The sequence below is a fragment of the Streptomyces sp. NRRL F-6676 genome (assembly GCF_000725625.1).
In the GTDB taxonomy this organism is placed as follows: Bacteria; Actinomycetota; Actinomycetes; order Streptomycetales; family Streptomycetaceae; genus Streptomyces.
Genome location: NZ_JOHS01000001.1, coordinates 414,957 through 441,268, shown reverse-complemented (window position 1 = coordinate 441,268; position 26,312 = coordinate 414,957). Strand labels below are relative to the sequence as shown.

Below are 26,312 nucleotides of genomic sequence, written 5' to 3'. Positions count from 1 at the left end.
ACAGGGGCCCGGGGCTCAGCCCTTGGCCGCGAGGTGGTCCCACACCGTGGAGACGTCGCCGGCATCGGAGATCACGCCGATGTGGCCGTCGGGCCGGATCAGTACGAGGGTGTCGTCGGCCGCGCCGTACGCGTCGGTGAGACGTCCCTCGGTGTCGGCGACGTCGTCGGGGCCGGCCGGGTCCTCGACGACGTGGAGGGTCCTGAGTTCGTACGGGAGGGCCGCCGCGGCGCGGCCGTCCGGTGAGGCACCGGACACCGGGCGCGTGCCGAAGTCCAGCAGGGTGAAGTGGCCGCCGCGGGTGAGGTCGAACAGCCGGCGTTCACCGTCCGTCGTCGTCAGCCCGGTGGCGTCGGGGGCGCGGTCGCCGGCGCGGAGCGGGGCGGCCCCGTCGCGGTCGTCGTGTGCGAGGGCCGAGCCGCGGTAGCCCACGGCGAGCTGTGTCGTGCGCGCGTCGCGGCGGGTGGGGAGGTCCTTCTGCTCGATCGCCTGCCTGAGGCGGTCGTTCGAGAGCGCGAGGACGCCGGCGGCGACCGGCCGCCGCTCGGCCTCGTAGGTGTCGAGCAGCGCCGCCGGGGCGCCCTTCGCGACGGCCGCCAGTTTCCAGCCGAGGTTGTGCGCGTCCTGGATGCCGGTGTTCATGCCCTGGCCGCCGGCGGGCGAGTGGATGTGCGCCGCGTCGCCGGCCAGGAGGACGCGGCCCTCCCGGTAACGGTCGACGAGGCGGACGTTGGCGCGCCACAGCGACGACCACTCCGGTTCGTGCAGGCGGATGTCGGTGCGGCCGCTGCGCCGCTCCAGGATCGCCTGGAGATGGGCGAGACCGAGTCCGGGGTCCTGTCCCGGCGCGAGGGCGGCCTGGTACTGGAAGACACCGGTCGAGGGCAGCGGGCAGAGGCCGAGCAGGCCCTCCTCGTGCCGCCAGGTGTGCCAGGCGTCGCGGTCCAGGCCGTCGGCCGCGACGTCGGCGACGATCATCCGCACCTCCTCGCGGGTCTCCCCCACGAAGGCGATGCCGGCCTGTCTGCGCACGGTGCTGTGGCCGCCGTCGCAGCCGACCAGCCGGCGCGCGGTGACCGTCTCGGTTTCGCCGCCCCTGGCCAGCACCGCCGTGACGCCCGTGTCCGACTGGTCGAAGCCGGTGAGCGCGGTGCCGAACTCGACGGCGCCGCCGAGTTCGGCAAGCCGCAGACGGAGCGCCTCCTCGATCCGCCACTGGGGCGTGATCAGCGTCGTCGGGTAGGGGACGCCGGGGCGGGCCTCCGGGGTGCCGCCGCCGGTCACCGTCACCCGGCCGTCGGGGGCGGTCGAGCGGAACGGCAGGCCCGTGCGGCCGCGGGCGAGCACCCGGTCGACGATGCCGAGGTCGTCGAACACCTCGAGGGAACGCGGCTGGACGCCCTTGCCGCGTGAGCCGCGTTGCGGTCCGGGGGAGGCGTCGATCAGCCGGAACGGGACGCGGCCGCGGGCGAGTTCGCAGGCCAGCGTCAGACCCGTCGGGCCCGCGCCGACGATCAGCGCCTCCGGTGCGCCGCGCCCCCGCGCCGGCGGTGTCGTGCTCGTCGTCCCGGTCATCTCGCCTCCGCGTGCCGCGCCACCAAGAAAGGAATCTCTTTCTAAGCACCCTAGGGGCAGACGACGGCGATTGCCAAGACAGGAAAGCCTTTCTATCGTGGGGTGATGAGTACAGAGGCGTCCGCGCCCGTCCGCCGCCGCCGGCACGGCAAGCAGCTGGAGGCCGCGCTGCTCGCCGCCGCGTGGGAGGAGCTGGTCGGGACGGGGTACGCCCGGCTGACGATGGAGTCCATCGCCGTCCGCGCCCGCACCAGCGAGGCCGTGCTCTACCGGCGCTGGGCCAACAAGGACCAGCTCGTGCTGGCCGCGATGGAGCACTACCGCGAGACCCACCCGGTCGAGGTTCCCGACACCGGCGAGCTGCGCGGCGACCTGCTCGCGTATCTGACGGGCCTGGGCGAGGCGCGCGCCGCGTTCTTCGCCGTCGCCGCGGCCACCGCCTTCTCGGGGCTGCTGGCCGACACCGGTCTCACCGTGGCGCAGGCCCGCGAGAAGATCATGGGGAACCAGCCGCTCCCTGCCGTCCGGGCCCTCTACCAACGCGCCCACGACCGAGGGGAGATCGACCTCGCCCGCGTCCCCGCGGCCGTGCTCGCCATGCCGTTCGACCTGGTGCGGCACGACCTGCTGATGCACGCCCGGCCGCCGGAGCCCGCCCGCGTCGAGGCGATCGTCGACGACGTCTTCCTGCCCCTCGTCCGAGGCGAACGGACGCCTCCTCCCCCGGCCCCCCGGCGCCCGGACTGACCCTCAGGCCGCCGAGCGCTCGTCCAGCGGGCGGCGGCGCAGGCGCGGGGTGTGCAGCGCGGGCGGGGCGTACGCCTGGTCCAGGGTGCCGACGTCGGTGCCGGGCGGGACGATCTCGTCGATGCGGTCGAGGACGTCGTCGCCGAGGGTGACGTCCAGCCCGGCGAGGAGGTCGTCGAGGTGGGCCATGGTGCGGGGGCCGATGAGGGCGCTGGTGACGCCGGGGTGGGCGAGGGTGAAGGCCAGGGCGAGGTGGGTCATCGGCAGGCCCGCCTCCGCGGCGACCGGCAGCAGCCGTTCGACGACGTCGATGCGGCGCTCGTCGTTGAGGTGGCTGAACAGCTTCGCCCGGCGCAGGTCGTTGGGCCGGCCCTTGCGGACGCGGCCGGTGAGCATCCCCTGGCCGAAGGGCCCCCACACCAGGGTGCCCAGTCCGAAGCGTTCCGCGAGGGGCAGCACCTCGCGTTCGACGCCCCGGTTGAGGATCGAGTACGGCGGCTGCTCGGTGCGGAAGCGCATCAGGCCGCGGCGTTCGGCGGTCCACTGGGCGGTGACGAGGTCCGAGGGCGGGGTGTTCGAGGCCCCGAAGGCGCGTATCTTCCCGGCGCGGACCAGGTCGGTCAGGACCGCGAGGGTCTCCTCCACGTCCGTGTCCGGGTCGGGCCGGTGGATCTGGTAGAGGTCGATGTGGTCGGTGCCCAGACGGCGCAGCGAGTTCTCGACGGCGGTGGTGAGCCAACGCCGGGAGGCACCCTGCCGGTTGGGGTCCTCACCCGTGGGCCGGCCGGCCTTGGTGGCGAGGACGACGTCGTCACGGCGGCCCTTGAGCGCCTTGCCGACGACCTCCTCCGAGTCGCCGTAGGCGTCGGCGGTGTCGACGACGTTGATGCCCGCGTCGAGGGCCTTGTGAATGATCCGCACGGAGTCCGCGGGGTCGGGGTTGCCGATCCGGGTGGCGAACATCAGCGTGCCCAGGGCGTAGGGGCTGACCTTGATCCCGGTCCGGCCGAGGGGGCGGTACCGCATGGCATGACTCCCGGTGATTGTCGGACGCGCCGCACGGCGGCGCCCGGGCACGGGCAGGCCAGCACGGCGAAGCGGAAAAGCTTTCCGCTTCGACTATACGGAAAAACTTTCCGCTTCGCTGCCGGGAGCCCCGGGCGCGGTGTCTTCGCGCGGGCCGGGGGCGGAGTCACCGCCGCGTGTCGTCGCCCTCCTGTCCCAGCGCGTACAGGTGCGGGAGGTTGACCACGATCGCCTCCTGGGTGCTGCGGGCGATGACGACCACGGCCTCCTCGGTGGGGTCGGGGTTCTCCTCGCGGTGCGGGACGAACGGCGGGACGAAGATGTAGTCGCCGGGCGCCGTGCGCAGCCGTACCTCTTCGGGCCGCGGACCGGAGTCGTCGACGAAGACGAACTCGGGGTGGCCGCTGACGATGTGGATGGCGGTCTCGGACTCGCCGTGGTGGTGGTCGGAGGAGGAGGTGGCGGGGGCGACATGGGTCTGGCCCATCCACAGCTTCTCCGAGCCGACCGTCTTCCCGCTGATCGCGGCGAACCTGCGCATCCCGGAGGTCTGGGCGGTGCCGCCGTCGAGGGCGTCGGCGCGGATGTGGTGAAGTCGGGTGCGCAGGGGGGCCGGTGGCTCTCCCGCCGCGTCGCCGAGATGGGGGTGGAAACCTTCGCCGGGGGTGGTCAACGGCTCACTCATGGCTCGGACGCTAAGGCTGTCCGAAAAAGGATGTCAAGAGGTGTCCATTACGCTTCACCTGCGGCAATGTTCCCGCAATGAAGCAGCCGAGGCCTCAAAGAGCCCTCGTGCCGGCCGCCTCGTCGGGCATCATGGGCGCATGCATATCTCCGCGAAGGCGGACTACGCCACGCGGGCCCTGCTGGAGCTCGCCCGCGAACCTTCCCGCCCCCTGACGTGCGAGGCCATCGCCTCCTCGCAGCAGATCCCGTTCCGCTTTCTGAAATCCGTGGTGGGCGAGTTGCGCAGGGCCGGACTGGTGCGCAGCCAGCGCGGCTGCGAGGGCGGGTACTGGCTCGGCAGGCCCGCAGGCGACATCACGCTCCTCGACGTCGCGCACGCCGTGGACGGTGAGTTGCTCACCCTCCGGGGCGAGCCGCTGACCGGGCTCGACTACCCGGGGCCCGCCGCCGGGCTGCCCGGGGTGTGGCGCCGGATCGAGGACGAGGCCGCCGCCCTGCTGCGCGCCACGACGCTCACCTCGCTGCTGCCCGGGGACCCGGCGGCGCCGCTGCCCGCCGGTTCGGTCGCGCCTGCGGCCGAGAAGGGAGCCGCATGACCGGAGCGGCGGCCCGTACGCCGGCCGGAACGGTGGAAGTCGTCGAGTACACCGACCCGTTGTGTCCGTGGGCCTGGGGCTCGGAGCCCGTGCTGCGCAGGCTGCGCGCGGCGCTCGACGGCCGGGTCCGCTGGCGTCGCGTGTACAGCGTCCTGTTCGACCACGACGACGACCCGGCCCCCGACCCGGCCGCGGAGACCCGCTGGTACGCGCGCTACGTCGAGGACATCGCCCGGCACACCCACGCCCCGCGGCCCTTCCGGCTGAGCCGGGTGGCGGCGAGTTCCTGGCCCGCCTCGCTCGTCGCCAAGGCGGCCGAGGCGCAGGGAGGCGAGGTCGCCGACCGGGTGCTGCGGCGGCTGCGCGAGACCGTCTTCGTCCTCGGCGAGCCCGCGGACTCCCCCGCACTGGCGCTCGCGGCGGTACGGGGCGTGCCGGGCCTGGACCCGGAGCGGCTCGCCACCGACGCCGCCTCCGACGCCGTACGGGACGGGGTGCGCGCCGACCACGCGGAGGCCCGCCGGCCGGTACCCCAGGTGCTGTCCGCCGACGGCGGCTCCCCGCACCCCGGCGCCGCCAAGGAGACCCCGGACGGCGGGCACCGCTACGCGCTGCCCACGCTGCTCGTCCGTTCCGGCAACAGCCTGCGGGCAGTGCCCGGTTGGCGGCCGTACGAGGAGTACGCCCACGCCGTCGAGGCGGTGCGGCCGGGGCTGCTGACGGACCCCGCGCCCCGGCCGGCCGGGGCCGCCCTGGCCCGGTACCGCACTCTGACCGGACCGGAGCGCGAGCTGCTGACGAGCGGGGCGTGGCCGCCTGCGGGGGCCGTGCGGATCGACACCGCCGGGGGTCCGCTGTGGCTGCATCCGGACGAGGCGGCGACCCACCCGGCCACCCGCCCCGCTCCCCCGCCGGGCCCCTGACCAGCCTCTCGGCCCCCGGTGGCGGCCCGTCCCGCCCAATGAGACACCTTTTAGTGTCCATTGACAGCCGGTCACGGCTCACCGCAGGATGAGCACCATGCTTACGACGCACCCCGGTGTGGTGTGCCGCTACGTGGACCTGCGGCGCACCTGTAGCGCCCTCTGTCGCTGACCGCCCGCCACCCACGGCTCACAGGCGACCGCGACTCCTCCCGCCGGCACCGGCCCTCCCGCCGCTCCGCCGCACGGCGCCCGTTCTCGAACACCGTGTCACCGGCCCGGCCGCTCTCCTCGTTCTCCCCGTCCGCCGGCTCCCGCCCGCGTGACGTCGACCTCCTCATGCCCTGAGCGCTTCCGAGTGCCCCTCGGTGCGACGCGCCCCCGTGCGCGCCGCGCCGGCCGGGCATGCCCCGCCCTGCCCGCCCCGGCGTACGACGACGCCGCCGTGGCGCGCTTCGGCCCGCGCTCTTGAAGCCCGCGCCCTCGAAGAAGGATTCCGCGATGTTCGCACGCTTCGCACGCCCCACCCGCCGCGGTCCCGGCCCCGGCCCGCGCCCCGACCGACGGAACCGGGTGCGCGCCGCCGCCCTGGGAACCGTCCTCGTCACCGTCGCCACCCCCGCCCTGAGCGCCTGCGGCGGCGACACCGCCGCCGCGAGCGGTACCGCCACGCTGAAGTGGGCCTCCTCCTACTTCCCCGCCCACTGGGACCCGGTGGTCGGCGGCAGCGGCGCCCAGTTCCGCGAACTCGCCCTGGTCTACGCCTCGTTGACCCGTACCGACGAGAAGGGCAACGCCGTCCCCGACCTGGCGAAGAGCTGGAAGTACAACGCCAGGGGCGACGAGATCACCTTCCGTCTGCGGCCCGGGCTGAAGTTCAGCGACGGCGAACCGGTGGACGGCACCGCCGTGAAGGCCGCCATCGAACGCGCCAAGAAGCAGAAGAACTCCGCGCTCTTCGGCGACCTCACGTCCATCAAGTCGGTGGACGCCGAGGGACTCGACGCGATCGTCCATCTGAGTCAGGTCGACTACCAGATCCCGCAGTTGCTCGGCGAGCGCGTGCTCCAGATCGCCAGCCCCAAGGCGGCGAAGAACGCGAGCGCACTGGACCAGAAGCCGGTCGGCGCGGGCCCGTTCATCGTCACGCAGATCGTCCCGGGCACCAAGGCGGTGCTGAAGAAGAACCCCGACTACTGGGACGCGAAGAACATCCACATCGACAACGTCGAACTCACCTCCGCGCCCGACGCCTCCACCGTCGTCTCCGGGCTGCGGACCGGCGTCTACAACTTCGCCGACATCGACCCCAGCCAGGCGGAGGCCGCCAAGAAAACCGGACTCGACGTCTTCGTCCAGCCCGGCTTCAACGCCTCCAACATCAGCCTGAACGTCAACAAGGCGCCGTTCGACAACGACAAGGTCGTCGACGCCGTCCGGTACGCGATCAACCGCAAGGAGTTCGTCGACAAGCTGACCTTCGGCTACGGCGAAGCCACCGACCAGCCCTTCCCGAAGGGCTACGTCGCCTACGACCCGTCGTCGGCCGACGCCTACCCCTACGACCCGGCGAAGTCCAGGAAGCTGCTCGCCGAGGCCGGTCACCGGGCCGGTGACATCAAGCTCGACCTGGTCATCCCGGCCGAGGACCCGCAGGCGGAGATCGTCCAGTCACAGCTCGGAAAGGTCGGCATCAAGGTCACCATCAAGATCGACAAGAATTGGGCGACACCGTTCTTCGCCAAGGACCTGACGTTCTCGCTGTACGGGACGACCGGCCGCGACTCGGCGTTGCAGACGCTCACCGCGCACTTCGGCCCCGACGGTCCGCTCAACCTCAGTTCCCCCTACGAGCCGGCCGGCTTCGAGGCCGCAGCGGCCAAGGTGCGCGAGACGCCGCTGAACTCGCCGGACTACGCCGAGGTGCTGCGCGCGGCGACCCGGGCCGGTCTGGAGAGCAAGGCGCTGGTCTTCACCTACTCCCAGCCCAACCTCATCGCCAAGAACACTGCCGTCTCCGACCTGCCGAAGAACCCGGCCCACCTCGACTGGACCGGCGTGACCATCGGCGGCAACTGACCCCCCGCCCACCGCTCACCCCTACAGAGCCCACCCACGAGAGGAGGCATCATGACGGCGACAGAGTCACCGTCCCCGCCCGTCGCCCGCCGTACGGCCGCCGCGGCCCGGGCGCGGCACACCCTGGGCCGCGTCCTGGCCACCGTCACCCGGTCGGTCGCGATCTTCGTGCCCGTCTTCCTGGTCGCGACCTTCGTGACGTTCGCGCTGCGCTCGCTCAGCGGGCTCAGCCCGGCCCGCATCCAGCTGGGCGAGGAGGCCACGCCCGAGGCGATCGCCCGGGTCGAGTCCCAGTGGGGCCTCGACCGCCCGTTCCTGGTGCAGTACGGCGACTGGATCGGCGGCGTGCTGCACGGCCGGCTCGGATCGAGCTGGACCAACGGCGCCGACATCTCCACCCTCATCGGACTCGGCCTCGGCGTCAGCCTGTCGGTGGCCACCTTCGCCCTCGTCATCGGCGTCGTCGCGGGCTTCGCCCTGGGCACGCTCGCCGCGCTGCGCCGCACCACCTGGATCGACCGCGCGGTCACCGGTTTCGTCACGGTGCTCTCCGTGATGCCGGCCTTCGTGGTCGGGATCGTCCTGGTGGCGGTCCTCGCGGTCGGTCTCGGGCTGTTCCCCTCCGCCGGGTACGTCAAGCCGGAGCAGGGCATCGGCCCCTGGCTCGCCCACATCACGCTGCCGGCCGTCGCCCTGAGCTTCGACGTCGTCGCCGACGTGGCCCGCCAGCTGCGCACCAGTCTCATCGCGGCCTACCGCGAGAACTACGTGACCGGCGCGCTGGTACGGGGGCTGAGCCCGCGCCGGGTCTTCTTCACCCATGTCCTGCGCAACGGCCTCGGCCCGGCGCTGGCGACCCTGGGCCTGAAGTTCCCCTCGCTCGTGGGAGCCTCCGTCGTCACGGAGTGGATCTTCGGTCTCCAGGGGTTCGGCCGGTTCGCCAACGACTCCGCCCAGGCCGGTGACGTGCCCGCCGTCCAGGGAGTGCTGGTCGTGTCGATCGTGCTGGTCGTGGCGTTCAACCTCGTCGTCAACCTGGTGCTGGCGCGTGTGACGCCGGCGTCGCAGAGGGGGGTGTGAGCCGTGGTGCGCCGTGTGCTCTCCCTGCCGTCCGGCCGTATCGCCGTCGCCGTGCTCGCGGTGATCGCCCTGCTCGCGGTGTTCGGCCCGCTGCTCGCCCCGCAGGACCCGCTGGCCGCGGGCGACCACACCCTGGCCCCCGCCTCCGGCGCCCACTGGCTGGGCACCGACTACCTGGGCCGGGACGTGCTGAGCCGGCTGCTCGACGGCTCCCGGGTCAGCGTGCTGGGCTCGCTGGAGGTGGCGCTGACCGCGCTCGTGGTCGGGGTGGTCCCCGGCATCCTGTCGGTGTACCTCGGCCGTACCTTCGAGTGGATCACCCTCCGGCTGGCCGACACCCTGGTCGCCCTGCCCTTCCTGCTGTTCGCGGTCGCCGTCGTCGCCCTGCTCGGCAACGGCATCACCCAGGCCATGCTGGTGACCGGGGCGCTGGTCTCGCCGCTGTTCTACCGGGTCTCCCGCGCCGCCACGCTGGCGGTGGCCCGCTCGCCGTACGTCGAGGCCGCGCTCATCTCCGGCGCGGCCGTCGGCTGGGTCGTCCGCCGGCACGTCTGGGCCAAGGTGCTGCCGCCGATCGCGGTGGCGCTCGCGCAGACCATCGGCGTCGGCTTCGTGATCGTCTCGAGCCTGACGTTCCTCGGCATCGGTGTCCAGCCGCCCGCGCCCACCTGGGGCGGCCTGCTCGCCTCCGACCTGGGCTATCTCAGCCAGCGGCCGTGGGCGCCGCTCACCCCCGCACTCCTGATCATGGTCACCGTCTGGGCCTGCAACGTCCTCGCCGACGCCCTCCGTGACGTCTCCGGCGAGGCCGGGCGCGCGCTGCTCCTCAGCCGCCGGGCCCGCGCGCACCGGCTCGACGAGACCGACCCCGCTCCCGCCGGAGGCGCACGATGAGCACCCTGTCCCAGAAACCGCTCGCCGACCGCCGCACCCCCGCACGGTCCGGTCCCACGACACCGGCGGCGGCTCCCGCGCTGTCGCTACGGGACGTGCGCATCGGCGACCGGGCCGGCGGACGCGAGATCGTCCACGGGGTGAGTTTCACCCTCACCCCCGGCCGGACGGTCGGCATCGTCGGCGAGTCCGGCAGCGGCAAGACCCTCACCTGCCGGGCCGCGCTGGGCATCCTGCCCCCGCACTTCGAGATCACCGGCGGCTCGGTCGAGATCGAGGGCCGCGACATCGGCGGACTGACGCCCGCCGAGTGGACGGCGCTGCGGGGCACCACGATCAGCGCCGTCTTCCAGGACCCGTCCTCCTACCTCAACCCCTCGATCCCCGTCGGCAAGCAGGTCGCCGAGGTGATCCGGGTCAAGAAGGGCGCGGGGCGGCGCGAGGCCCGGCAGCGGGCGCTGGAGCTGCTGCGGGCCGTGCACCTCCGGGACCCCGAACTCGTCTACTCCCAGTACGCGTTCGAGCTCTCCGGCGGCATGCTCCAGCGGGTCCTCATCGCGGCGGCCGTCGCCGCCGGCCCGCGCATCCTGATCGCCGACGAGGCCACCACCGCGCTCGACGTCACCGTCCAGGCCGAGATCCTCGACCTGCTGGCCGATCTGCGCGCGGACACCGGCCTCGCCCTCGTGGTGGTCTCCCACGACCTCGCCGTCGTCGCCCAGCTGTGCGACGAGGTGCTCGTCATGCGGCAGGGCGAGGTGGTCGAGCAGGGGCCCACCGCGGAGGTGCTGCACCGTCCGCGCCACGAGTACACCCGGCTGCTGATCGCCGAGCACCAGCAGTACGGCCTGGAGAAGTTCCTCACCACCGAGGAGGACGCGTGAGCGGCGACACCACCCCTACGGCCGAGCCGGTACTGAAGATCGAGGGCCTTCAGGTGCACTACGGGCCGCGCCGCCGGCGCCGACGCGCCCTGCACGGCGTCTCGTTGAGCGTCGCCCCGGGCGAGACCGTCGGCCTCATCGGCGAGACCGGCTCGGGCAAGTCCACCCTCGCCCGCGCCGCCCTCGGCCTCGTCCGCGCCTCCGCCGGGACCCTCACCGTCGACGGCGAGGACGTCACCTCGTACGGCACCCGCCAGTGGCGCGCCCTGCGCCGCAAAGGGGTGATTCAGTACGTCTTCCAGGACCCGCTGCGCAGTCTCGACCCGGACCTGAGCATCGAGGACTCCCTCACCGAGCCGCTGCTCGTCGGCGGCACGGGCCGCGCGGAGGCGGCGGCCCGGGTGCGGGCGTTCCTGCCCCGCGTCCGCCTCGACGAGGAGCTCCTCGGCCGGCTGCCGGGCGAACTGTCCGGCGGGCAGCGCCAGCGGGTCGCGGTGGCCCGCGCCCTGGTCACCGGGCCGCGTCTGGTCATCCTCGACGAGCCGGTCAGCGCGCTGGACTCGGCCAACCGCGTCCAGGTCCTGCGGATCCTCAAGGAGCTGCGCGCCGACGGCGTGGCCCTGGTGTTCATCTCCCACGACCTGGGCTCCGTCGCCGGCGTCGCCGACCGCGTCGCGGTCCTGTACCGGGGCGAGCTGGTCGAGTCGGGCCCCACCCGGGACGTCGTGGGCGCCCCGCGGCACCCCTACACGCGGCTGCTCCTCGGCTCCGCGCCCACCCTGCACGGCGCACCGGCGGACCGCGCCGAACGCGACGCCCTGCGCGCGCTGTTGCACGCCTGAACCCACGACGAAAGGACGCAGTCATGCCCCGCACCCTCCACCTCGCACTCCACCCCTACGGCGTCGGCGGCCCCGGCCAGCACGGCCTGTGGAAGGACCCGCGCGTCGCCAAGAACGCCAGCATCGACATCAACTACTACATCCGGCAGGCCCAGGCCGCCGAACACGCCCTGTTCGACGCCCTGTTCATCGTCGACAGCCAGTTCATCAACGCCACCTACCCCGCGCACTACCTCAACCGCCTCGAACCGCTGACGCTGCTGTCGGCGGTCGCCACCCACACCCGGCACATCGGCCTGGTCGGCACGGCGAGCTCGACGTACAACTCGCCGTTCAACCTCGCCCGCCGGTTCGCCTCCCTGGACCACATCAGCGGCGGACGGGCCGGCTGGAACGTGGTGACCAGCTTCGACACCGGCACCGCCCGCAACTTCGGCCTCGACGAGCACCTCGACTACGCCACCCGCTACGGCCGTGCCCTGGAGTTCGTCGAGGTCGCCCGGGGGCTGTGGGACTCCTACGAGGACGACGCCTTCCCCGCCGACGTCGAGCGGGGCGTGTTCCTGGACCCGGACAAGCTGCACGCGCTCGACCACGTGGGCGAGCACTTCTCGGTGGCCGGGCCGCTGAACCTGTCCCGTTCCCCGCAGGGCCAGCCGGTGATCTTCCAGGCCGGGGTCTCCGAGGAGGGCCGCGACCTGGCCGCGCGGGTCGCCGAGGGCATCTACGCGCCCGGTGGGACCCTGGAGCAGGCGCGGGAGTACTACGCCGACATCAAGAAGCGCACCGCCGCCTACGGCCGGGACCCCGAGCACATCAAGATCTTCCTGCACGGCGGCCCGGTCGTCGCCGCCACCGACGAGGCCGCCCGGCGGCGCGAGCGGGAGATCTTCGAGGAGGACAACGACTTCGCCCGCAACCTCGCGCTGCTCGGCCGCTCCTTCGGGGCCTACGACTTCAGCGTGCACGACCTGGACGCGCCCTTCCCGGACGTCGCCCACCTGGCCGAGAAGGGCGGCCGCACCGGAGCCGCGAAGCTCATCGAGCGGGCCCGGACGGACAAGTTGACGCTCCGTCAGGTGGCGGAGTCCGTGAACCAGTTCCGCGAGTCCCCGTTCGTCGGGGATCCGCGCACGGTCGCCGACACCATCGAGCGGTGGTTCGACGCCGGCACCCTCGACGGCATCAACCTCGCCTTCCGCACCGAGGAGGAGCTGAACCTCTTCGTCGACGGCGTCGTCCCGCTGCTCCAGAAGCGCGGTCTGTTCCGCACCGAGTACACCGCCGACACCCTGCGCGGCAACCTCGGCCTGCCCGTCCCCGCCAACCGGCACACCCGCGCGCATGCGGTCGCGGCCCGCTGAGGCCGGCCTTCCCGAGGAGAGAGGCACGCCCATGACCAGCGACAGACCCCGTTTCCGGCTCGGCTTCCTCACCCATGTCCAGGGCCGGGACGACGACTTCGCCCGTACCTACCGCAACGCGCAGGAACTGTTCACCGTCGCCGACGAACTGGGCTTCGACATCGGCTGGGTGGCGCAGCACCACGTCGCCCTCCACGGCGGCGGGCTGTCCTCGCCGTGGACCTTCCTCGCCCACGCGGCCGCCCGCACCTCCCGCATCCGGCTCGGCACCGCGATCACCGTCCTCCCGCTGGAGGACCCGCTGCGGCTCGCCGAGGACGTCGCCACCGTCGACACCCTCAGCGGCGGCCGGGTCGAGATCGGGGTGGGCAGCGGCTCCAGCGCCGTCGAGTACGCCGCCTTCGGCCGGGACGTCGCCCGCAAACGCGAGCTGACCAGCGAGCACCTCGACGTCCTGCGCCGGGCCCTGGCGGGCCGGGAGGTCGGCACGCCCGGCTTCCGCATCCAGCCGCCGCCCGGCGACTTCGAGGGGCGGATCTGGCAGGGCGTGTTCAGCGCCGAGGGCGCCGGACACGCGGCCGCGGGCGGCTCCCAGCTGCTGCTGAACCGGGCGGCGTACGGCTTCGACGCCCCCACCGACGAGGTGCAGCGGCCCTGGGCCGACGCCTACCTCGCGGCCTGGGACCGGCCGGCGCGCCCCCGTATCGGCCTGTCCCGCTTCGTCTTCCCGGCCCGGGACCGGCGCACCGCGCTGCGCCACATCGGCGAGGACGTCCACCGGGCGGCGCTGCGCATGGCCGAGTCCGGCGCGTTCCCCGAGGGGCTGTCCGCCGAGGAGGCGCTGCGGCGCTTCCACGCCTTCCACGGCCATCCCGAGGAGATCGTCGCGGCACTGCGGCGGGAGAAGGTGCTGCCCGTCGCGACGGATCTGATCACCCAGTTCAACCCCGCGGTCGTCGACCACGACGCCGCCGTGCGTGCCCTGGAACTCATCGCGACCGAGGTGGCGCCCGCCCTGGGCTGGACGCCCGCGCACACCACCGTTCCCGCACCCGCAGGAGTCTGACATGACCGAGTACAGCGACTACTTCGCCCCGCAGGGCCTGCGGGTGCGCGGCACGGTCGTGGTGGTCCCCGGCCGCGGCGAGACCCGGGCGACGTACGGCCGTCTCGGCAGGCGGCTGGCCGTGGACGCCTACCGCGTCCGCGTCCTTGACGCGCCGGCCCTGGACGCGGACGACACCGCCGCCGCGCTGACGGAGTTCGGCGCACGGCTCGCCGCCGCCGTCGAGGACACCGCCCCGGACGACGCCGCCGGGAACGACGGTGTCGTACGGCCGCTCGTGGTCGTCGGCGCGGACTCGGGGGCCGCCGCCGTGGCCGCGCTGTTCGGCACGGCGGGGACCACGCCCGCCGTACGGCCCGACGCGCTGGTCCTGGCCGGCCTGCCGGGGCAGGGCGCGGGCGCCACCGGGAGCTGGGAGGACGAGCTCGACGTGCGTACCTCCTGCCCCACCCACCGGGGCACGCTCACCGACGACCCGGAGGTACGGCGCGGCTCGCTCGGCGACGCCCTGCCGGACGCCGTACTGACGGCGGTCCAGGACGTGGACACCGACCTGCCGGTCCTGCTCCTCACCGGTGACGCCGACCCCCTGGCCGACCACGAGGGCCTGCGCCGTACGGCCAAGTCCCTGCCGCGGGCCCGCCTCGCGGTCGTCCACGGCGCCCACCACGACGTCCTCAACGACCTCCAGCACCGCTCGGTGGCCGCCGAGCTCGTCGGCTTCCTGGAGACCCTCCGCAACGGCCTGCGGCCGCTGGTCACCGTGGACTCCAGTGCCTGGTGAACGGCCGCCGGCCGCGCCGCACTCCCCTCTTCCCCCGCCGTCCTGAAAGGGCAACGCCATGGCCGTCATCCTGTCCGTCTCCGGAAGCCCCTCCCCCACCTCCCGCACCACCCGGCTCCTGCGCCATCTCGACGAACGCCTGCGGCAGCAGGGCCACGAGGTGACACCGCTGGAGGTGCGCACGCTGCCCGCCGACGTCCTGCTCGGCGCGGATGTCCGGCACCCGGCGCTCACCGCCGTCGCCGACCTGTTCGCACGGGCGGACGGCGTGGTGATCGGCACCCCCGTCTACAAGGCCGCCTACTCGGGCCTGCTCAAGTCGCTGCTCGACCTGCTCCCGCAGTACGCGCTGAGCGGCAAGACGGTACTGCCGCTGGCCACGGGCGGCAGCCAGGCCCATGTCCTGGCCATCGACTACGCGCTGCGCCCGGTCCTCAGCTCCATGGGCGCGACCCACATCGTGCCGGGCTGGTTCACCCTGGACCGCGACATTCCCCGCGGCACCGACCCCCTCGTCGTCCCGCCCGCCACCGCAAGGGCCCTGGAGGAGGTGACGGACCGCTTCTCCGCCGCCCTCGGCGGAAGTATCACCGCGCTCGCACCCACAGCCTGACCCCCTCCCGGGCGGCGGCCGCTCGGTTAGGCTGCGCGCGGGAGCGCTTCGGGAGGTGCCATGGCGAAGGTCACCATCAGTCTGGACAGCGATCTGGCCATCGAGGTCATGCTGCTGGCAGGGACGAGAAGTCCGCAGGACGCCGTCGAACTCATCGTCCGGGACTACCTGGAGCGCGGCCACCGCACCGAGGCCCGCACGGGCGAGGTCTCCGACCCGGACCGCCTCGCCGACCGCCGGTCGGCACCGGAGGAGGGCCACTGAGCGACCCACGCCCGGTGCCGGCGGCCACCGGCACCGGGCATGGGTGACCGCTCCTCTCAGGTGTTCACCGTCTCGCGCCGGGGCGTTCTCGGGCGGCCGAGCGGGAGGCGTTCGCCCAGGGCCGTGGCCGTGCGGCCCAGGGGCGTGGTCAGGATGCCGGCGACGCTGGTGCGGCCCGCGATGTAGGCGTCCAGGCGGCGCCACATCGGGGGGACTCGGGTCAGGGCCGTGTGCACGAGGCAGGGGTTGCGGGTGAAGAGGTGCATCAGGGTGGCGCTGGCGCGCATCTCGGTGCCGAGGAGCGCGTCGATCCGCTGCCCGTAGTGGGTGGCCGCCGCCGTCGCCTCGTCCTCGGGGGCGTCCGCGATGCGCGCGGCGGCGTGGCCCGCGAGTTCTCCCGAACGCAGGGCGTAGGAGATGCCCTCGCGCGACCAGTGGTCGACCAGGGCGGCCGCGTCACCGGCGACCAGGACGCGCCCGCGGGCCAGCGGGGAGTCCGGCTGCCGGCACCTGGTCAGGTGGCCGGTGTCGTGCAGGGGGCGGGGGCCGAGGAGCCCCTGGCGGCGCAGGAAGTCCTCCTTGTAGGCGCGCAGGGCGGCGGGGTTGCCCCGGGCGGCGACCACGCCGGCGGTGCAGACGTCGCCCTTGGGGAAGACCCAGCCGAAGGAGCCCGGCAGCGGCCCCCATTCCATCAGGACCCGGCCCCGCCAGCGGTCGGCGGTGGGCTCGTCGACAGGCACCTCGGCCTCCAGCGCGAGGTCGACCTGTGCGCACCGCACCCCCACGTACCGGGAGACCCGGCCGGCGCTGCCGTCGGCGCCGACCACCGCGCGGGCGTGGAAGGTGTCGCCCCGGTTGGTCCGCACCGTGACGGTGCCGGCACCGTCCGGCTGGTCCAGGGAGGTCAGCGCGGTGCTGTCGCGGACCTCCGCGCCGGCCGCGGCGGCGGCCTCGGTCAGGGCCGCGTCGAACTCGCTGCGGTACACGAGTGCGCAGGTCGGGGTGGCGCAGGTGAGGGAGCGTTCCCGGCGGCCTTCGTGGGCGAAGGTGAACTGCCCGGCCGTGTCGTGGATCTTCAGGGGCAGGCCGGGCGGCAGGGCGGCGAGGGAGGCCCCGATGAGGCCACCGCCGCAGGTCTTGTAGCGGGGGACGGCGGCGCGCTCCAGCAGGAGGGTTCGGCGGCCGCTCCCGGCGGCGACGCGGGCGGCCGTGGCACCGGCCGGACCGGCGCCGACGACGAGGACGTCCCAGAGGGAGGGAGAAGACATGCGAGGGGTCACCTGACTGGCGGTCGGAAGGGGGTGGATCAGGCGGTGGCGGTGGGCTCCGTGCCGGCCTGCTCCTCCTCGGGGTGCAGCCGGGCGAGGAGGTAGCGGGTGAGGGCGTGGGGCGTGGGGTGGGTCCACATCACCGTGGTGGGGATGTCCAGGCCCAGTTCGCGCTGGAGGCGGTTGCGCAGGGCGATCGCCATGAGCGAGTCCAGTCCGAGGGTGACGAGGGAGGTGTGGGCGTCGAACCGGTCGGCCGGCAGCCGCAGTACGGCGGCGACGTGCTCGACGACCCGTTCCCGCAGCAGCTCCTCCCGCTGCCGCGGACCGTCCGCCGCCCGCAGTTCCGCGAGGAGGGCCCCGCCGGTGTCGGCGTCCGTGCCCGCTCCCGTGGTGGCGAGTTCGGCGAAGAAGGCGGTGCGGCCGGTGGCGGGGAAGGACTCCAGCCACCGCGCCAGGTCGACCGGCGTGTAGGCGGTGCGGGCGCGGTCGTGGGCGAGGAGCCGTTCCAACGCGGCGATGCCCTCCTCGGGCGTGATCATCGCGTAGCCGCGGTCGGCCATCCCGGTGCCGCGGCCGACCTCCGCCCACGGCCCCCAGTTGACGCAGGTGGCGGGCAGGCCCTGGGCCCGGCGCCAGGAGGTGAACTCGTCGAGCCAGGCGTTGGCGGCCGCGTAGGCGCCCTGTCCGGGGTTGCCCAGGAGGGAGGCGGCGGAGGAGAAGGTGACCCACCAGTCCAGCTCCTGGCCGACGGTGGCCCGGTGGAGCAGCCGGGCTCCGGTCGCCTTGGGCCGCCACACCTTCTCCAGGAGGGCGGCGGAGAGGGTGGCGACGGTGGCGTCCTCGACGACCGCCGCCGCGTGCACGACACCGCGCAGCGGATGTCCGGTACCGTCGGCGGCCCGGACGAGGGTGTCGGCGACGCCCGGTTCGGCGAGGTCCCCGCGCACGACCTCGACGCGGGTGCCGAACTCCCGTGTCAACGCGTCGAGTTCGGTGCGCGTGGCCGCGCCCGGAGCGCTGCGGGAGGTGAGCACCACGGCGCCGGCGCCGCGCTCGGCCAGCCACCGGGCGACCAGGAGCCCCAGCCCGCCGAGCCCGCCGGTCACCAGGTAGCTCCCGTCGGGGCGGACCACGCGTGCGTCCTCGGGGCGCACGGGCAGGGTGCCGGTGCCCTCGGTGGGCCAGGTGAGGACGAGTTTGCCGGTGTGCCGGGCCGAGGCCATGGTGTGGAACGCCGACGACGCCTCGGCGACGGGATGCGCGGTGACCGGCAGTGGCGGCAGCGTGCCGTCCGCGAGCATGCCGCCGAGTTCGCGGTACCCCTCGGCGAGCAGCTCGGGGTCCTTCCGCATCATCATCAGCACGTCGACCCCGGCGAAGGTGACATTGTGCCGGAACGGCAGCAGGCCGAGGCGGGTGTTGGCGTAGATGTCGCGCTTGCCGAGCTCGACGAAGCGGCCGCGGTGGGCCAGCAGGCCGAGGCTCGCGGACTGGGCGGGGCCGGTGAGGGAGTTGAGGACGACGTCGACGCCGCGGCCCCCGGTCCGCTCGCGCACCTCGTCGGCGAAGTCCAGGGTGCGGGAGTCCATGACGTGGGCGACGCCCAGGCCGCGCAGACAGTCCCGCTTGGCCTCGCTGCCCGCGGTGGCCCAGACCTCCGCGCCGCACGCGTGCGCGAGGTTGAGCGCGGCCAGCCCCGTGCCGCCGCTCGCCGAGTGGAGGAGCACCTTCTCGCCCGGGCGGAGCCGTGCGAGGTGCCGCAGGGAGTACCAGGCGGTGAGGTAGGCGCACGGCAGCGCGGCGGCGTCCGGGGTGCTCATCGTGTCCGGTACGGGCAGCAGGCAGTCGGCGCGGACGGTGGCGAAGGAGGACATGAGGGCGGACGGGTCCTCGTCCAGGAACATGGCGGCCATCCGGTCGCCCACGCGCACCTCCCGCACGCCGTCGCCGACGGCGGTGACGACGCCGGCGCCGTCGAACGCGCTGAGGTCCGTCCCGTCGTCGCCCGCGTCGAAGGTCTGGTAGACGCCCATGGCCTGGAGGACGTTGATGAAGTTGACGCTGGTGGCGTCGAGCCGGATCTCCACCTCGCCCGGTCCGGGGCGGCGGCGGGGCCGGGCGGTGAACTCGAAGGAGTCCAGGTCGCCCGGGCGTGCGAGGTGCAGGGCGACCCGGTCGTGTGCGTGGTCGACCACGGCGCGGCGGCGCTCGCCGTCGGCCAGCGGGGTGTTGCGCAGCCGGGCGAGGTGGCGGGTGCCGTCGCGGTGGGCGATCTCGTCCTGCTCGTCGGGGCAGCCGAGGAGTTCCGCGGCCACCTCCGTCACCGGGGTCCCGTCGTCGATGTCCAGGATGCCGGGGCGCAGTTCGGCGTGCTCGTAGCTCAGGACCCGTACGAGTCCGCGCAGTCCGGCCTGTGCGAGGTCCGGGCGGTCCCCGGGAGCGACGTACTGGGCGGAGGTGGTGAGCGTCCACAGGCGCGGTGCGGTGGCGCCGGGGGCCTGCGCGAGTGCGCGGGCCGTCGCCACGAGGCGGGCGGTGCGTTCGCGCGCCGACCGCTCGGGGGACGCTTCATCCGGACTGCCGGTCCCCGGCAGGTACACCACCCCGCGCGGTGCGGGCCCGTCGGCCACCGTCGGCAGGGCACCACCGGCCGGGGGCAGCGGGCGTACGTCCACCGTGGCGCCCCGCTCCTCCAGCGCGACGCGCAGCCCGGCGGCGTAGGCCTCACGGCCGGGCTCGGCCAGGAGGGTCCAGGCACCGGGCTCCGTGCCCGGCTCCGGCCGTTCGGCGGGTTCCCAGACCGCCCGCAGCAGCCGGCCGGCGAAGCGTTCCTCGGCGCTCTCGGCGGGCATGTGACGGAACTCGACACCGGTGGCCTCCGCGGCGAGGGTCCCGTCGTCGGCCCACAGCCGGAAGTCCGCCGTGCAGCGGTCGGCCGCGACGCGCGTGAGGGTGACCAGGCAGTACCCGTCGAGCGGCACCGTCCCGTACAGCCGCAGCTCCTCGATGCGCCGGGGCAGGATGCCTCCGGCGGGCACGGAGCCGGTGCGCAGGACGGCGCCCGCGACGGCCTGGAGGCAGGTGTCCAGCGCGACGGGGTGGCAGTGCAGCGACTGGGCGCCGGCCCGGCCCCCGTCGGGCACGCGCACCCGGGCGAGGAGGCGGGCGCCCGCGCGGTCCGCCGGTGCTCCGTCCGTGGACAGGGCCATCAGGCCGCGGAACGCGGTGTCGTGGTGCACGCCGCGCTCCTCGCGCATCTGCCGGTAGACGTCCGCCGCGTCCACGGGGTGCGGGAAGCGCGCCGACAGCTCGTCGGGGCGGCAGGGTTCCGGGGCGTCCTCGGGCAGGGGGTGCAGGGACGCCGAGGCGTGCTCGACGGTCGTGCCGTCGGCGCCCGTGCTGACGACCCGCCAGTGCGCGGTGTCCGGACCGGCCGTCTCGGCGGTGGCGGTCACGGTGGTGCCGTCGGCCGCCGGGAGCAGCAGCCGTCGCAGATCGACGCCGGTGACGCGCAGGCCCCGCGCCTCGCCGCCGTACAGGTCGCCCGCGGCGGCGAGGGCCATCTCGCACAGTGCGGCGCCGGGGATCACGACGACGTCGTCGACGCGGTGCGCGCCCAGCCACGGCAGCGTGGTGGGGGTGACGCGGGTCTGCCAGAGGTGCCGGCCCGCGCCGTCGGGGTCGGCGGTGTGCGGCCCGGTGAGGGGGTGCGCGGCGGGGCCGGACCGGGTGCCGGTCGGCTGCCGCAGCGGGGAGGGGTCGACGACGTACCGGGTGCGCTCCCAGGTGGTCGTCGGGACGTCGGCCAGAACGCCGGTGCCGTAGCGCTCGGCCCAGTCCAGCGGGTGGCCGGCGCAGTGCAGGGCCGCCACGTGGGTGTGGAAGGCGAGTACGTCGTCGGTGTCGCGCAGCAGGGAGGGCACCACCGCGGTGGCGGTGTGGCCGTGCGCGGTGAGCGTGGCCTGCACGGGGTGGACGAGGACGGGGTGCGGGCCGAGTTCGACGAAGAGCCGGTGGCCGTCCTCGGCGGCGGCGCGTACGGCGTCGGCGAAGCGCACCTCGCGGCGGAGGTTGTCCGACCAGTAGGCGGCGTCGAAGGCGGCGTGGGCGCGTGGGTCGTCGGTGACGGTGCTGTAGAAGACGGTGTCCGGGGTGCGGCCGGTGACGCCGGCGAGCGCGTCGGCGAGGTCGGGCAGGATGCGGTCCATGTGGGCGGTGTGCGAGGCGACGTCGACCTCGACGACGCGGATGCCGATGTCCGCCGCCTCCCAGTCCCGGGCGAGGCGGCGGATGCGGTCGGCGTCGCCGCCGACGACGGTGTTCTCGGGCGAGGCGACGACGGCGACGCTCACGCCCTGCACGTCCTGCTCGGCCAGGAGCCGTTCGACCTCGTCGCGTCCCAGGGCGACGGAGGCCATCAGCCCCTGTCCCGCGGTGCGCAGGATGAGGCGCGAGCGGCGGCAGATGACCCGTACCCCGTCCTCGACGCTCAGCGCGCCCGCGGCTACCGCGGCGGCGACCTCTCCCATGGAGTGGCCGATCACGGCCGCCGGTGCGACGCCGTGGGAGCGCCACATCGCGGCCAGGCCCAGCTGGACGGCGAAGATGACCGGCTGGACGCGGTCGAAGCCGGTGACCACGTCGGGCCGGCGCAGGGTCTCACGCAGGGAGAAGCCGGACTCCCCGGCGACCAGGGGTTCGAGCGTGTCGATGACCCGGGTGAACTCCGGCTCGCGGTCGAGCAGTTCGCGGCACATGCCCGCCCACTGCGAGCCGTGCCCCGAGAACACCCAGACCACGCCCTGCCCGGCGTCCGGTACCGCACGGCCGGTCGCCGTTCCGGGGGCGGGGGCGGCGCCGGAGGCCAGCTCCCGCAGCCGTGCCACGAGTTCGGTCCGGTCGGCGGCGACCACGACGGCCCTCTCCCGCGCGGGTGAGCGGCGTACGGCCAGGGTGTGGGCGACGTCGTCGAGCGGCACGGGCGCCCCCTCGCCCCGCAGCCAGGCGGCCAGCCGGTCGGCGACCGAGCGCAGGGCGACGGGAGTTCCGGCGGAGAGCGGGAACAGGCGCGGCGCCCCGCCGTCGTCCGTACGGGTCGTCGCGGGCCCGCCGGACGGGGCCGGCCGGCTCGCGTGCCGGGCGGGCGGGGCGGTGGGCGGCTGCTCCAGTACGACGTGGACGTTGGTGCCGCTGATGCCGAAGGAGGACACGGCGGCCAGCCGGGTGCCCTCGCGCACGGGCCATTCGGTGGTGTCGGTGGGGACGAACAGGCGGGTGCCGTCGGCGTCGATCTGCGGGTTCCACTCGCGGAAGTGCAGGCTGGCCGGGACCATGCCGTGGCGCAGGGCCGCGATGGCCTTGAGCAGGCCCGCCACACCCGAGACGGGTTCGGTGTGGCCGATGTTGGTCTTCACCGAGCCGAGCGCGCACCGGTCGCGGCCCTTGCCGTAGACGGCGGCCACCGCGGCGAACTCGATGGGGTCGCCCACCGCCGTGCCCGGCCCGTGCCCCTCGATCATGCCGATGTCGCCGGCGTCGGCCCCGGCCCGCTCCAGCGCGAGGCGGTAGAGGTCGATCTGGGCCGGCTCGGAGGGTGCACTGAGCCGGGTGCCGCGGCCGTTCTGATTGACGGCCGTGCCGCGCAGTACGGCGAGGATCCGGTCCCCCGCCCGGGTGGCGTCCGAGAGGCGCTTGAGGACGACCACGCCGCAGCCCTCGCCGCGTACATAGCCGTCGGCGGCGGCGTCGAAGGCGTGGCAGCGGCCGGTGGGCGAGAACACGCCCCACAGCGCGGGGGCGATGACGCCCTCCGGGCCCAGGGTGAGCATGGCGGCACCGGCCAGGGCGAGGTCGGACTCGCCGGTCCGCAGGCTCTGGCAGGCGGAGTGCACGGCGACGAGGCCGGAGGCGCAGGCGCTCTCGACCACGACCTGGGGCCCGCGCAGATCGAGCATGAAGCCGACGCGGCCGGGTCCGATGCTGTCGAAGCCGGTGTACATCGCGTAGGCGTTCACCTCCTCCAACGGCCGCTGCACGCGCAGCATGTAGTCCTTCTGGTAGATCCCGAAGAACGTGCCCGTCGGCGTGCCGGACAGCCGCTGGGTCGGGATCCCGGCGTGCTCGATGGCCTCCCAGGCGACCTCCGACAGCAGCCGGTGCTCGGGGTCCACCCAGGGGGCCTCCTGGGCGTTGATCCCGAAGAACTCCGGTTCGTAGGCGTACACGTCGTCGTCCAGGAAGCACCCCCGGCGCAGCCGGGACGCCACCGGGGCGGGCAGCCCGGCCAGTTCGGCCTGCGCCCAGCGCTCGGCGGGCACCTCCCGCACCGTCTCCCGGCGGGCCATGAGCAGCCGCCACAACGAGGTGAGCGAACGGACTTCGCCGGGGAACCGGCAGGCGGCTCCCACGACCGCGATCGGCTCGTCCTGGGCCGCTCCGGGCGACTCGATGCCGGATGGTGCGTGCACGGTGGTACGTCCTCACTGCTGGGGGGGGCACGGCGCCTTGCGCCACGGCGGGTGCCACGTCGTGCGGCGTGGCTTGTGCCGCGGCGTGTGCCGTGGTGCCCTATTCCGGCACACCGGCGGCCGGGAACCCGGGAGGTACGGACCGTCGCTGGAGGCACGCCGCCCCCAAGCCGCGCTCCCATGCACCGGATTCATCCGTTCGGACGGCCGCTTGGGCGCCCCGACCGTCGACTTCCGCAGGAGAGACGTGCGGACCGTGAGGATCATCGTCATTGGCGTCTGCGCGGAAACGGCCGGCGACGCGCCCGGGGGCAACTCGAGCCGTGAGCCCGGCCCCGCACGACGAAGGCGAGGAGTTCGCTCTCCTCGCCTGTCTCAAGGTATAGCGCACCGGGGGGCTTGCGGCAAGGCCCCGGTCGTGCCGCAGAATCTGCGGCCGAGGCCACTACCTGCGGAAACGGAGCTGTCGCGGTGATCGAGCGGTACGTGTGGGATCTGGCGGAGGTCGACGGGCAACACGTCGCGGTCGTGGGCGGCAAGGGCGCGCACCTGGGCGAGCTGTCCCGGGTCGAGGGCGTCCGCGTGCCGGAGGGCTTCTGTGTGACGACCGAGGCCTTCCGGCGGGCGGTGGAGGGGTCTTCGACGGTCGTGGACGGGATCGAGCGGCTGTCGCGCGCCGATCCGGACGACCGGGAGGCACTCCGGACGCTCGGCGCGGAGGTCCGCCGGGCGATCGAGGAGACGCCCCTGCCGGACGAGGTCGCCGCGGCGGTCACCGGTGCGCTCGCGCGGACCGGCGAGCGGGCCGCCTATGCCGTGCGGTCCAGCGCGACCGCGGAGGACCTGCCGACGGCCTCGTTCGCCGGCCAGCAGGACACGTACCTCAACGTCCTGGGGCCCGCGGAGGTCCTGCGGCACGTCGGCCGGTGCTGGGCCTCGCTGTTCACCGAGCGGGCCGTGGCCTACCGCCGGCAGCACGGCATCGACGACCGGGCGGTCCGCATGGCCGTGGTCGTGCAGAAGATGGTCGTCCCCGAGGCGGCCGGCGTCCTGTTCACGGCCGACCCGGTCACCGGCAACCGTACGGTCGCCACCGTGGACGCCGGTTTCGGACTCGGTGAGGCCCTGGTGTCCGGCCTGGTGAACCCGGACGTGTTCACGGTGCGGCACGGCGAGGTCGTCGCCCGGTCGATCGGCGCCAAACAGCGGGCCGTCCGCGCCGTGCCGGGCGGGGGTACGCGGACGGTGGAGATCGAGCCGGAGCGGCAGAAGCAGCCGGCGCTGACGGACGCACAGGTGACGGAACTCGTGCGGCTCGGGCGGCGGATCGAGGCGCACTTCGGCCGTCCGCAGGACATCGAGTGGTGTCTGGCGGACGGCGGCTTCCGGATCGTGCAGAGCCGGCCGATCACGACGCTGTTCCCCCTCCCGGAGAGCGGCGACGAGGAGAACCACGTCTACCTCTCGGTCGGCCACCAGCAGATGATGACCGACGCCATGAAGCCCCTGGGGCTGTCCGTGTGGCAGCTGACGGCCATGCCGCGGATGCTCGAGGCCGGCGGGCGGCTGTTCGTCGACGCCACCGCGCGCCTGGCCTCGCCCGCGAGCCGGACCGCCTTCCTGGACATGGTGGGCAGATCCGATCCGCTGACCAGGGACGCGCTGGAAACCGTCCTGGAGCGCGACGGTTTCGTCCCGGCGCTCCCGGACCCGGCTCCCTCAGGGGCGGCCGGCGGCACCCCGCCCGCTCCGGTGGAGACCGACCCGGCGCTCGTCACCGGGCTGGTCGAGCGCAGCCGGGCGTCCCTCGCCGCCCTGCGCCGCGACATCGCCGGGAAGACGGGGACGGCGCTGTTCGACTTCCTGCTGGAGGCCGTCAAGGAGCAGAAGCGGGTCCTCACCGATCCGCTGAGCGCCCGGGTGATCATGGCGGGGATGGAGGCCACATGGTGGCTCAACGACCGGCTGCTGGAGTGGCTGGGCGAGAGCAACGCGGCCGACACGCTCATCCTGTCCGCCCCCGGCAACATCACCTCCGAGATGGGACTCGCGCTGCTCGACGTGGCGGACGTCGTCCGTCCGTATCCGGAGGTGGTGGCGTTCCTGCGCGATGTCGAGGACGACGACTTCCTGGACCGGCTGGCGGACCTCCCGGGCGGGGCGCGGGCGCGTGACGCGCTGGAGGACTACCTCGACCGGTACGGCATGCGCTGCGTCGGCGAGATCGACCTCACGCGGGAGCGGTGGCGCGAGCGGCCCACCGCCCTCCTGCCCGCGCTTCTCGACCACGTCAGGAACTTCGCGCCCGGTGCCGCCGAGCGGCGCTTCGAGCAGGGGCGGCAGGAGGCGCTGCGCAAGGAGCGGGACGTGCTGGCGCGGCTGCGGGCCCTGCCGGACGGGGAGCGCAAGGCCGCCGAGACGAAGGCGATGATCGACCGGGTGCGCACGTTCGTCGGATACCGGGAGTACCCGAAGTACGACATCGTCTGCCGTCTCTTCGTCTACAAGCAGGCGTTGCTGGCGGAGGCGGACCGGCTGGTGGCGGCCGGGGTGATCACCGGGCGTGAGGACGTCTTCTTCCTCACGTTCGAGGAGTTCCGCGAGGCCGTGCGCGTGGGGTCGGTGGACGAGCGGTTGGTCCGGCGGCGCCGGGAGGACTTCCGGTCGTACCAGGCGCTCACACCGCCGCGGGTGCTCACCTCGGAGGGTGAGTCGGTCGCCGGGGCGTACCGGCGGGCGGGCGTGCCGGAGGGCGCCCTCGTCGGGCTGCCGGTCTCCGCGGGGACCGTCGAGGGGCGGGCCCGGGTCGTCCACGACATGGCGGAGGCCGAGTTGGAGCCGGGTGACGTGCTGGTCACCGCGTTCACGGATCCGAGCTGGTCGCCGCTGTTCGTGGGGATCACGGCGTTGGTGACGGAGGTGGGCGGGTTGATGACGCATGGCGCGGTCATCGCCCGCGAGTACGGGTTGCCGGCGGTTGTGGGGGTGGACGGGGCGACGCGGCTGATCCGCGACGGACAGCGGGTCCGTGTCCACGGGGGCGGCGGATACGTCGAGATCCTTGACTGACCGTGGTGTGTGCCGGGGCGGGGGTGCGAGCGAAATTTCTCGCCCCCGCCGCCCCTTCCCATTCCCTCCGTGACGAGTTGG

General features: G+C 74.0%; 19 protein-coding genes. 14 read left to right on the top strand and 5 right to left on the bottom strand.

Annotated elements, in window-relative coordinates; genetic code table 11:
- Positions 1-15: 15 nt before the first annotated feature.
- Positions 16-1,575 carry an FAD-dependent oxidoreductase gene (locus IO29_RS01755; protein ID WP_051707137.1) on the bottom strand — a complete coding sequence of 520 codons (1,560 nt, stop codon included), beginning with the start codon at positions 1,573-1,575 and terminating at the stop codon, positions 16-18.
- A 105-nt stretch (positions 1,576-1,680) separates the two neighbouring features.
- Between IO29_RS01755 and IO29_RS01750 the strand changes: the two genes are divergently transcribed.
- Positions 1,681-2,322: a TetR/AcrR family transcriptional regulator gene (locus tag IO29_RS01750; protein ID WP_051707135.1), complete on the top strand. Its 642-nt coding sequence runs from the start codon at positions 1,681-1,683 to the stop codon at positions 2,320-2,322.
- 3 nt (positions 2,323-2,325) lie between these two features.
- On the opposite strand, the gene IO29_RS01745 is transcribed toward IO29_RS01750, so the two are convergent.
- Together IO29_RS01745 and IO29_RS01740 are read right to left on the bottom strand one after the other, a co-directional pair.
- Entirely contained in the window at positions 2,326-3,348 is a 1,023-nt protein-coding gene (locus tag IO29_RS01745; RefSeq protein WP_030377216.1) for an aldo/keto reductase, read from the bottom strand.
- A 166-nt stretch (positions 3,349-3,514) separates the two neighbouring features.
- Complete coding sequence (locus tag IO29_RS01740; RefSeq protein ID WP_030377215.1) at positions 3,515-4,033, bottom strand: cupin domain-containing protein; 519 nt, start codon at positions 4,031-4,033, stop codon at positions 3,515-3,517.
- 139 nt (positions 4,034-4,172) lie between these two features.
- Between IO29_RS01740 and IO29_RS01735 the strand changes: the two genes are divergently transcribed.
- From IO29_RS01735 to IO29_RS01680, 12 genes are all read left to right on the top strand, one after another.
- Complete coding sequence (locus IO29_RS01735; RefSeq protein WP_030377214.1) at positions 4,173-4,631, top strand: RrF2 family transcriptional regulator; 459 nt, start codon at positions 4,173-4,175, stop codon at positions 4,629-4,631.
- Positions 4,628-5,554, top strand: a complete 927-nt coding sequence (locus IO29_RS01730) for a DsbA family oxidoreductase (RefSeq protein ID WP_030377213.1) — start codon at positions 4,628-4,630, stop codon at positions 5,552-5,554. The genes IO29_RS01735 and IO29_RS01730 overlap by 4 nt, the downstream gene beginning before the upstream one ends.
- Before the next feature lie 501 nt (positions 5,555-6,055).
- Positions 6,056-7,633 (top strand): ABC transporter substrate-binding protein, encoded by a 1,578-nt coding sequence (locus IO29_RS01725; RefSeq protein WP_030377212.1) that lies wholly within the window; start codon positions 6,056-6,058, stop codon positions 7,631-7,633.
- Positions 7,634-7,684: 51 nt separating this feature from the next.
- A complete protein-coding gene (locus IO29_RS01720; RefSeq protein ID WP_030377211.1) occupies positions 7,685-8,713 on the top strand; it encodes an ABC transporter permease in 1,029 nt (342 codons plus the stop codon).
- 3 nt (positions 8,714-8,716) lie between these two features.
- Entirely contained in the window at positions 8,717-9,607 is an 891-nt protein-coding gene (locus IO29_RS01715) for an ABC transporter permease (protein ID WP_030377210.1), read from the top strand.
- Positions 9,604-10,491: an ABC transporter ATP-binding protein gene (locus IO29_RS01710; protein ID WP_030377209.1), complete on the top strand. Its 888-nt coding sequence runs from the start codon at positions 9,604-9,606 to the stop codon at positions 10,489-10,491. Before IO29_RS01715 ends, IO29_RS01710 begins: the two co-directional genes overlap by 4 nt.
- Positions 10,488-11,333 (top strand): ABC transporter ATP-binding protein, encoded by an 846-nt coding sequence (locus IO29_RS01705; RefSeq protein ID WP_030377208.1) that lies wholly within the window; start codon positions 10,488-10,490, stop codon positions 11,331-11,333. The genes IO29_RS01710 and IO29_RS01705 overlap by 4 nt, the downstream gene beginning before the upstream one ends.
- Positions 11,334-11,356: 23 nt before the next feature.
- Positions 11,357-12,697 (top strand): LLM class flavin-dependent oxidoreductase, encoded by a 1,341-nt coding sequence (locus IO29_RS01700; protein WP_030377207.1) that lies wholly within the window; start codon positions 11,357-11,359, stop codon positions 12,695-12,697.
- Positions 12,698-12,728: 31 nt separating this feature from the next.
- Positions 12,729-13,763: an LLM class flavin-dependent oxidoreductase gene (locus IO29_RS01695; protein WP_030377206.1), complete on the top strand. Its 1,035-nt coding sequence runs from the start codon at positions 12,729-12,731 to the stop codon at positions 13,761-13,763.
- 1 nt (position 13,764) lies between these two features.
- Positions 13,765-14,547, top strand: coding sequence for an alpha/beta hydrolase (locus tag IO29_RS01690; protein WP_030377205.1), 783 nt, complete (start codon positions 13,765-13,767; stop codon positions 14,545-14,547).
- 58 nt (positions 14,548-14,605) lie between these two features.
- Entirely contained in the window at positions 14,606-15,160 is a 555-nt protein-coding gene (gene ssuE, locus IO29_RS01685; RefSeq protein WP_030377204.1) for an NADPH-dependent FMN reductase, read from the top strand.
- A 60-nt stretch (positions 15,161-15,220) separates the two neighbouring features.
- Positions 15,221-15,424: a hypothetical protein gene (locus tag IO29_RS01680; RefSeq protein WP_030377203.1), complete on the top strand. Its 204-nt coding sequence runs from the start codon at positions 15,221-15,223 to the stop codon at positions 15,422-15,424.
- A gap of 56 nt (positions 15,425-15,480) precedes the next feature.
- Here IO29_RS01680 and IO29_RS01675 read toward each other — a convergent pair whose 3' ends face one another.
- Positions 15,481-16,692 carry a geranylgeranyl reductase family protein gene (locus IO29_RS01675; protein ID WP_051707133.1) on the bottom strand — a complete coding sequence of 404 codons (1,212 nt, stop codon included), beginning with the start codon at positions 16,690-16,692 and terminating at the stop codon, positions 15,481-15,483.
- A 38-nt stretch (positions 16,693-16,730) separates the two neighbouring features.
- Entirely contained in the window at positions 16,731-23,162 is a 6,432-nt protein-coding gene (locus IO29_RS01670; protein WP_051707131.1) for a type I polyketide synthase, read from the bottom strand.
- Positions 23,163-23,633: 471 nt separating this feature from the next.
- On the opposite strand from IO29_RS01670, the gene rph reads away from it, so the two are divergent.
- Positions 23,634-26,231 carry a rifamycin-inactivating phosphotransferase gene (rph, locus tag IO29_RS01665; RefSeq protein ID WP_030377200.1) on the top strand — a complete coding sequence of 866 codons (2,598 nt, stop codon included), beginning with the start codon at positions 23,634-23,636 and terminating at the stop codon, positions 26,229-26,231.
- Positions 26,232-26,312 lie beyond the last annotated feature (81 nt).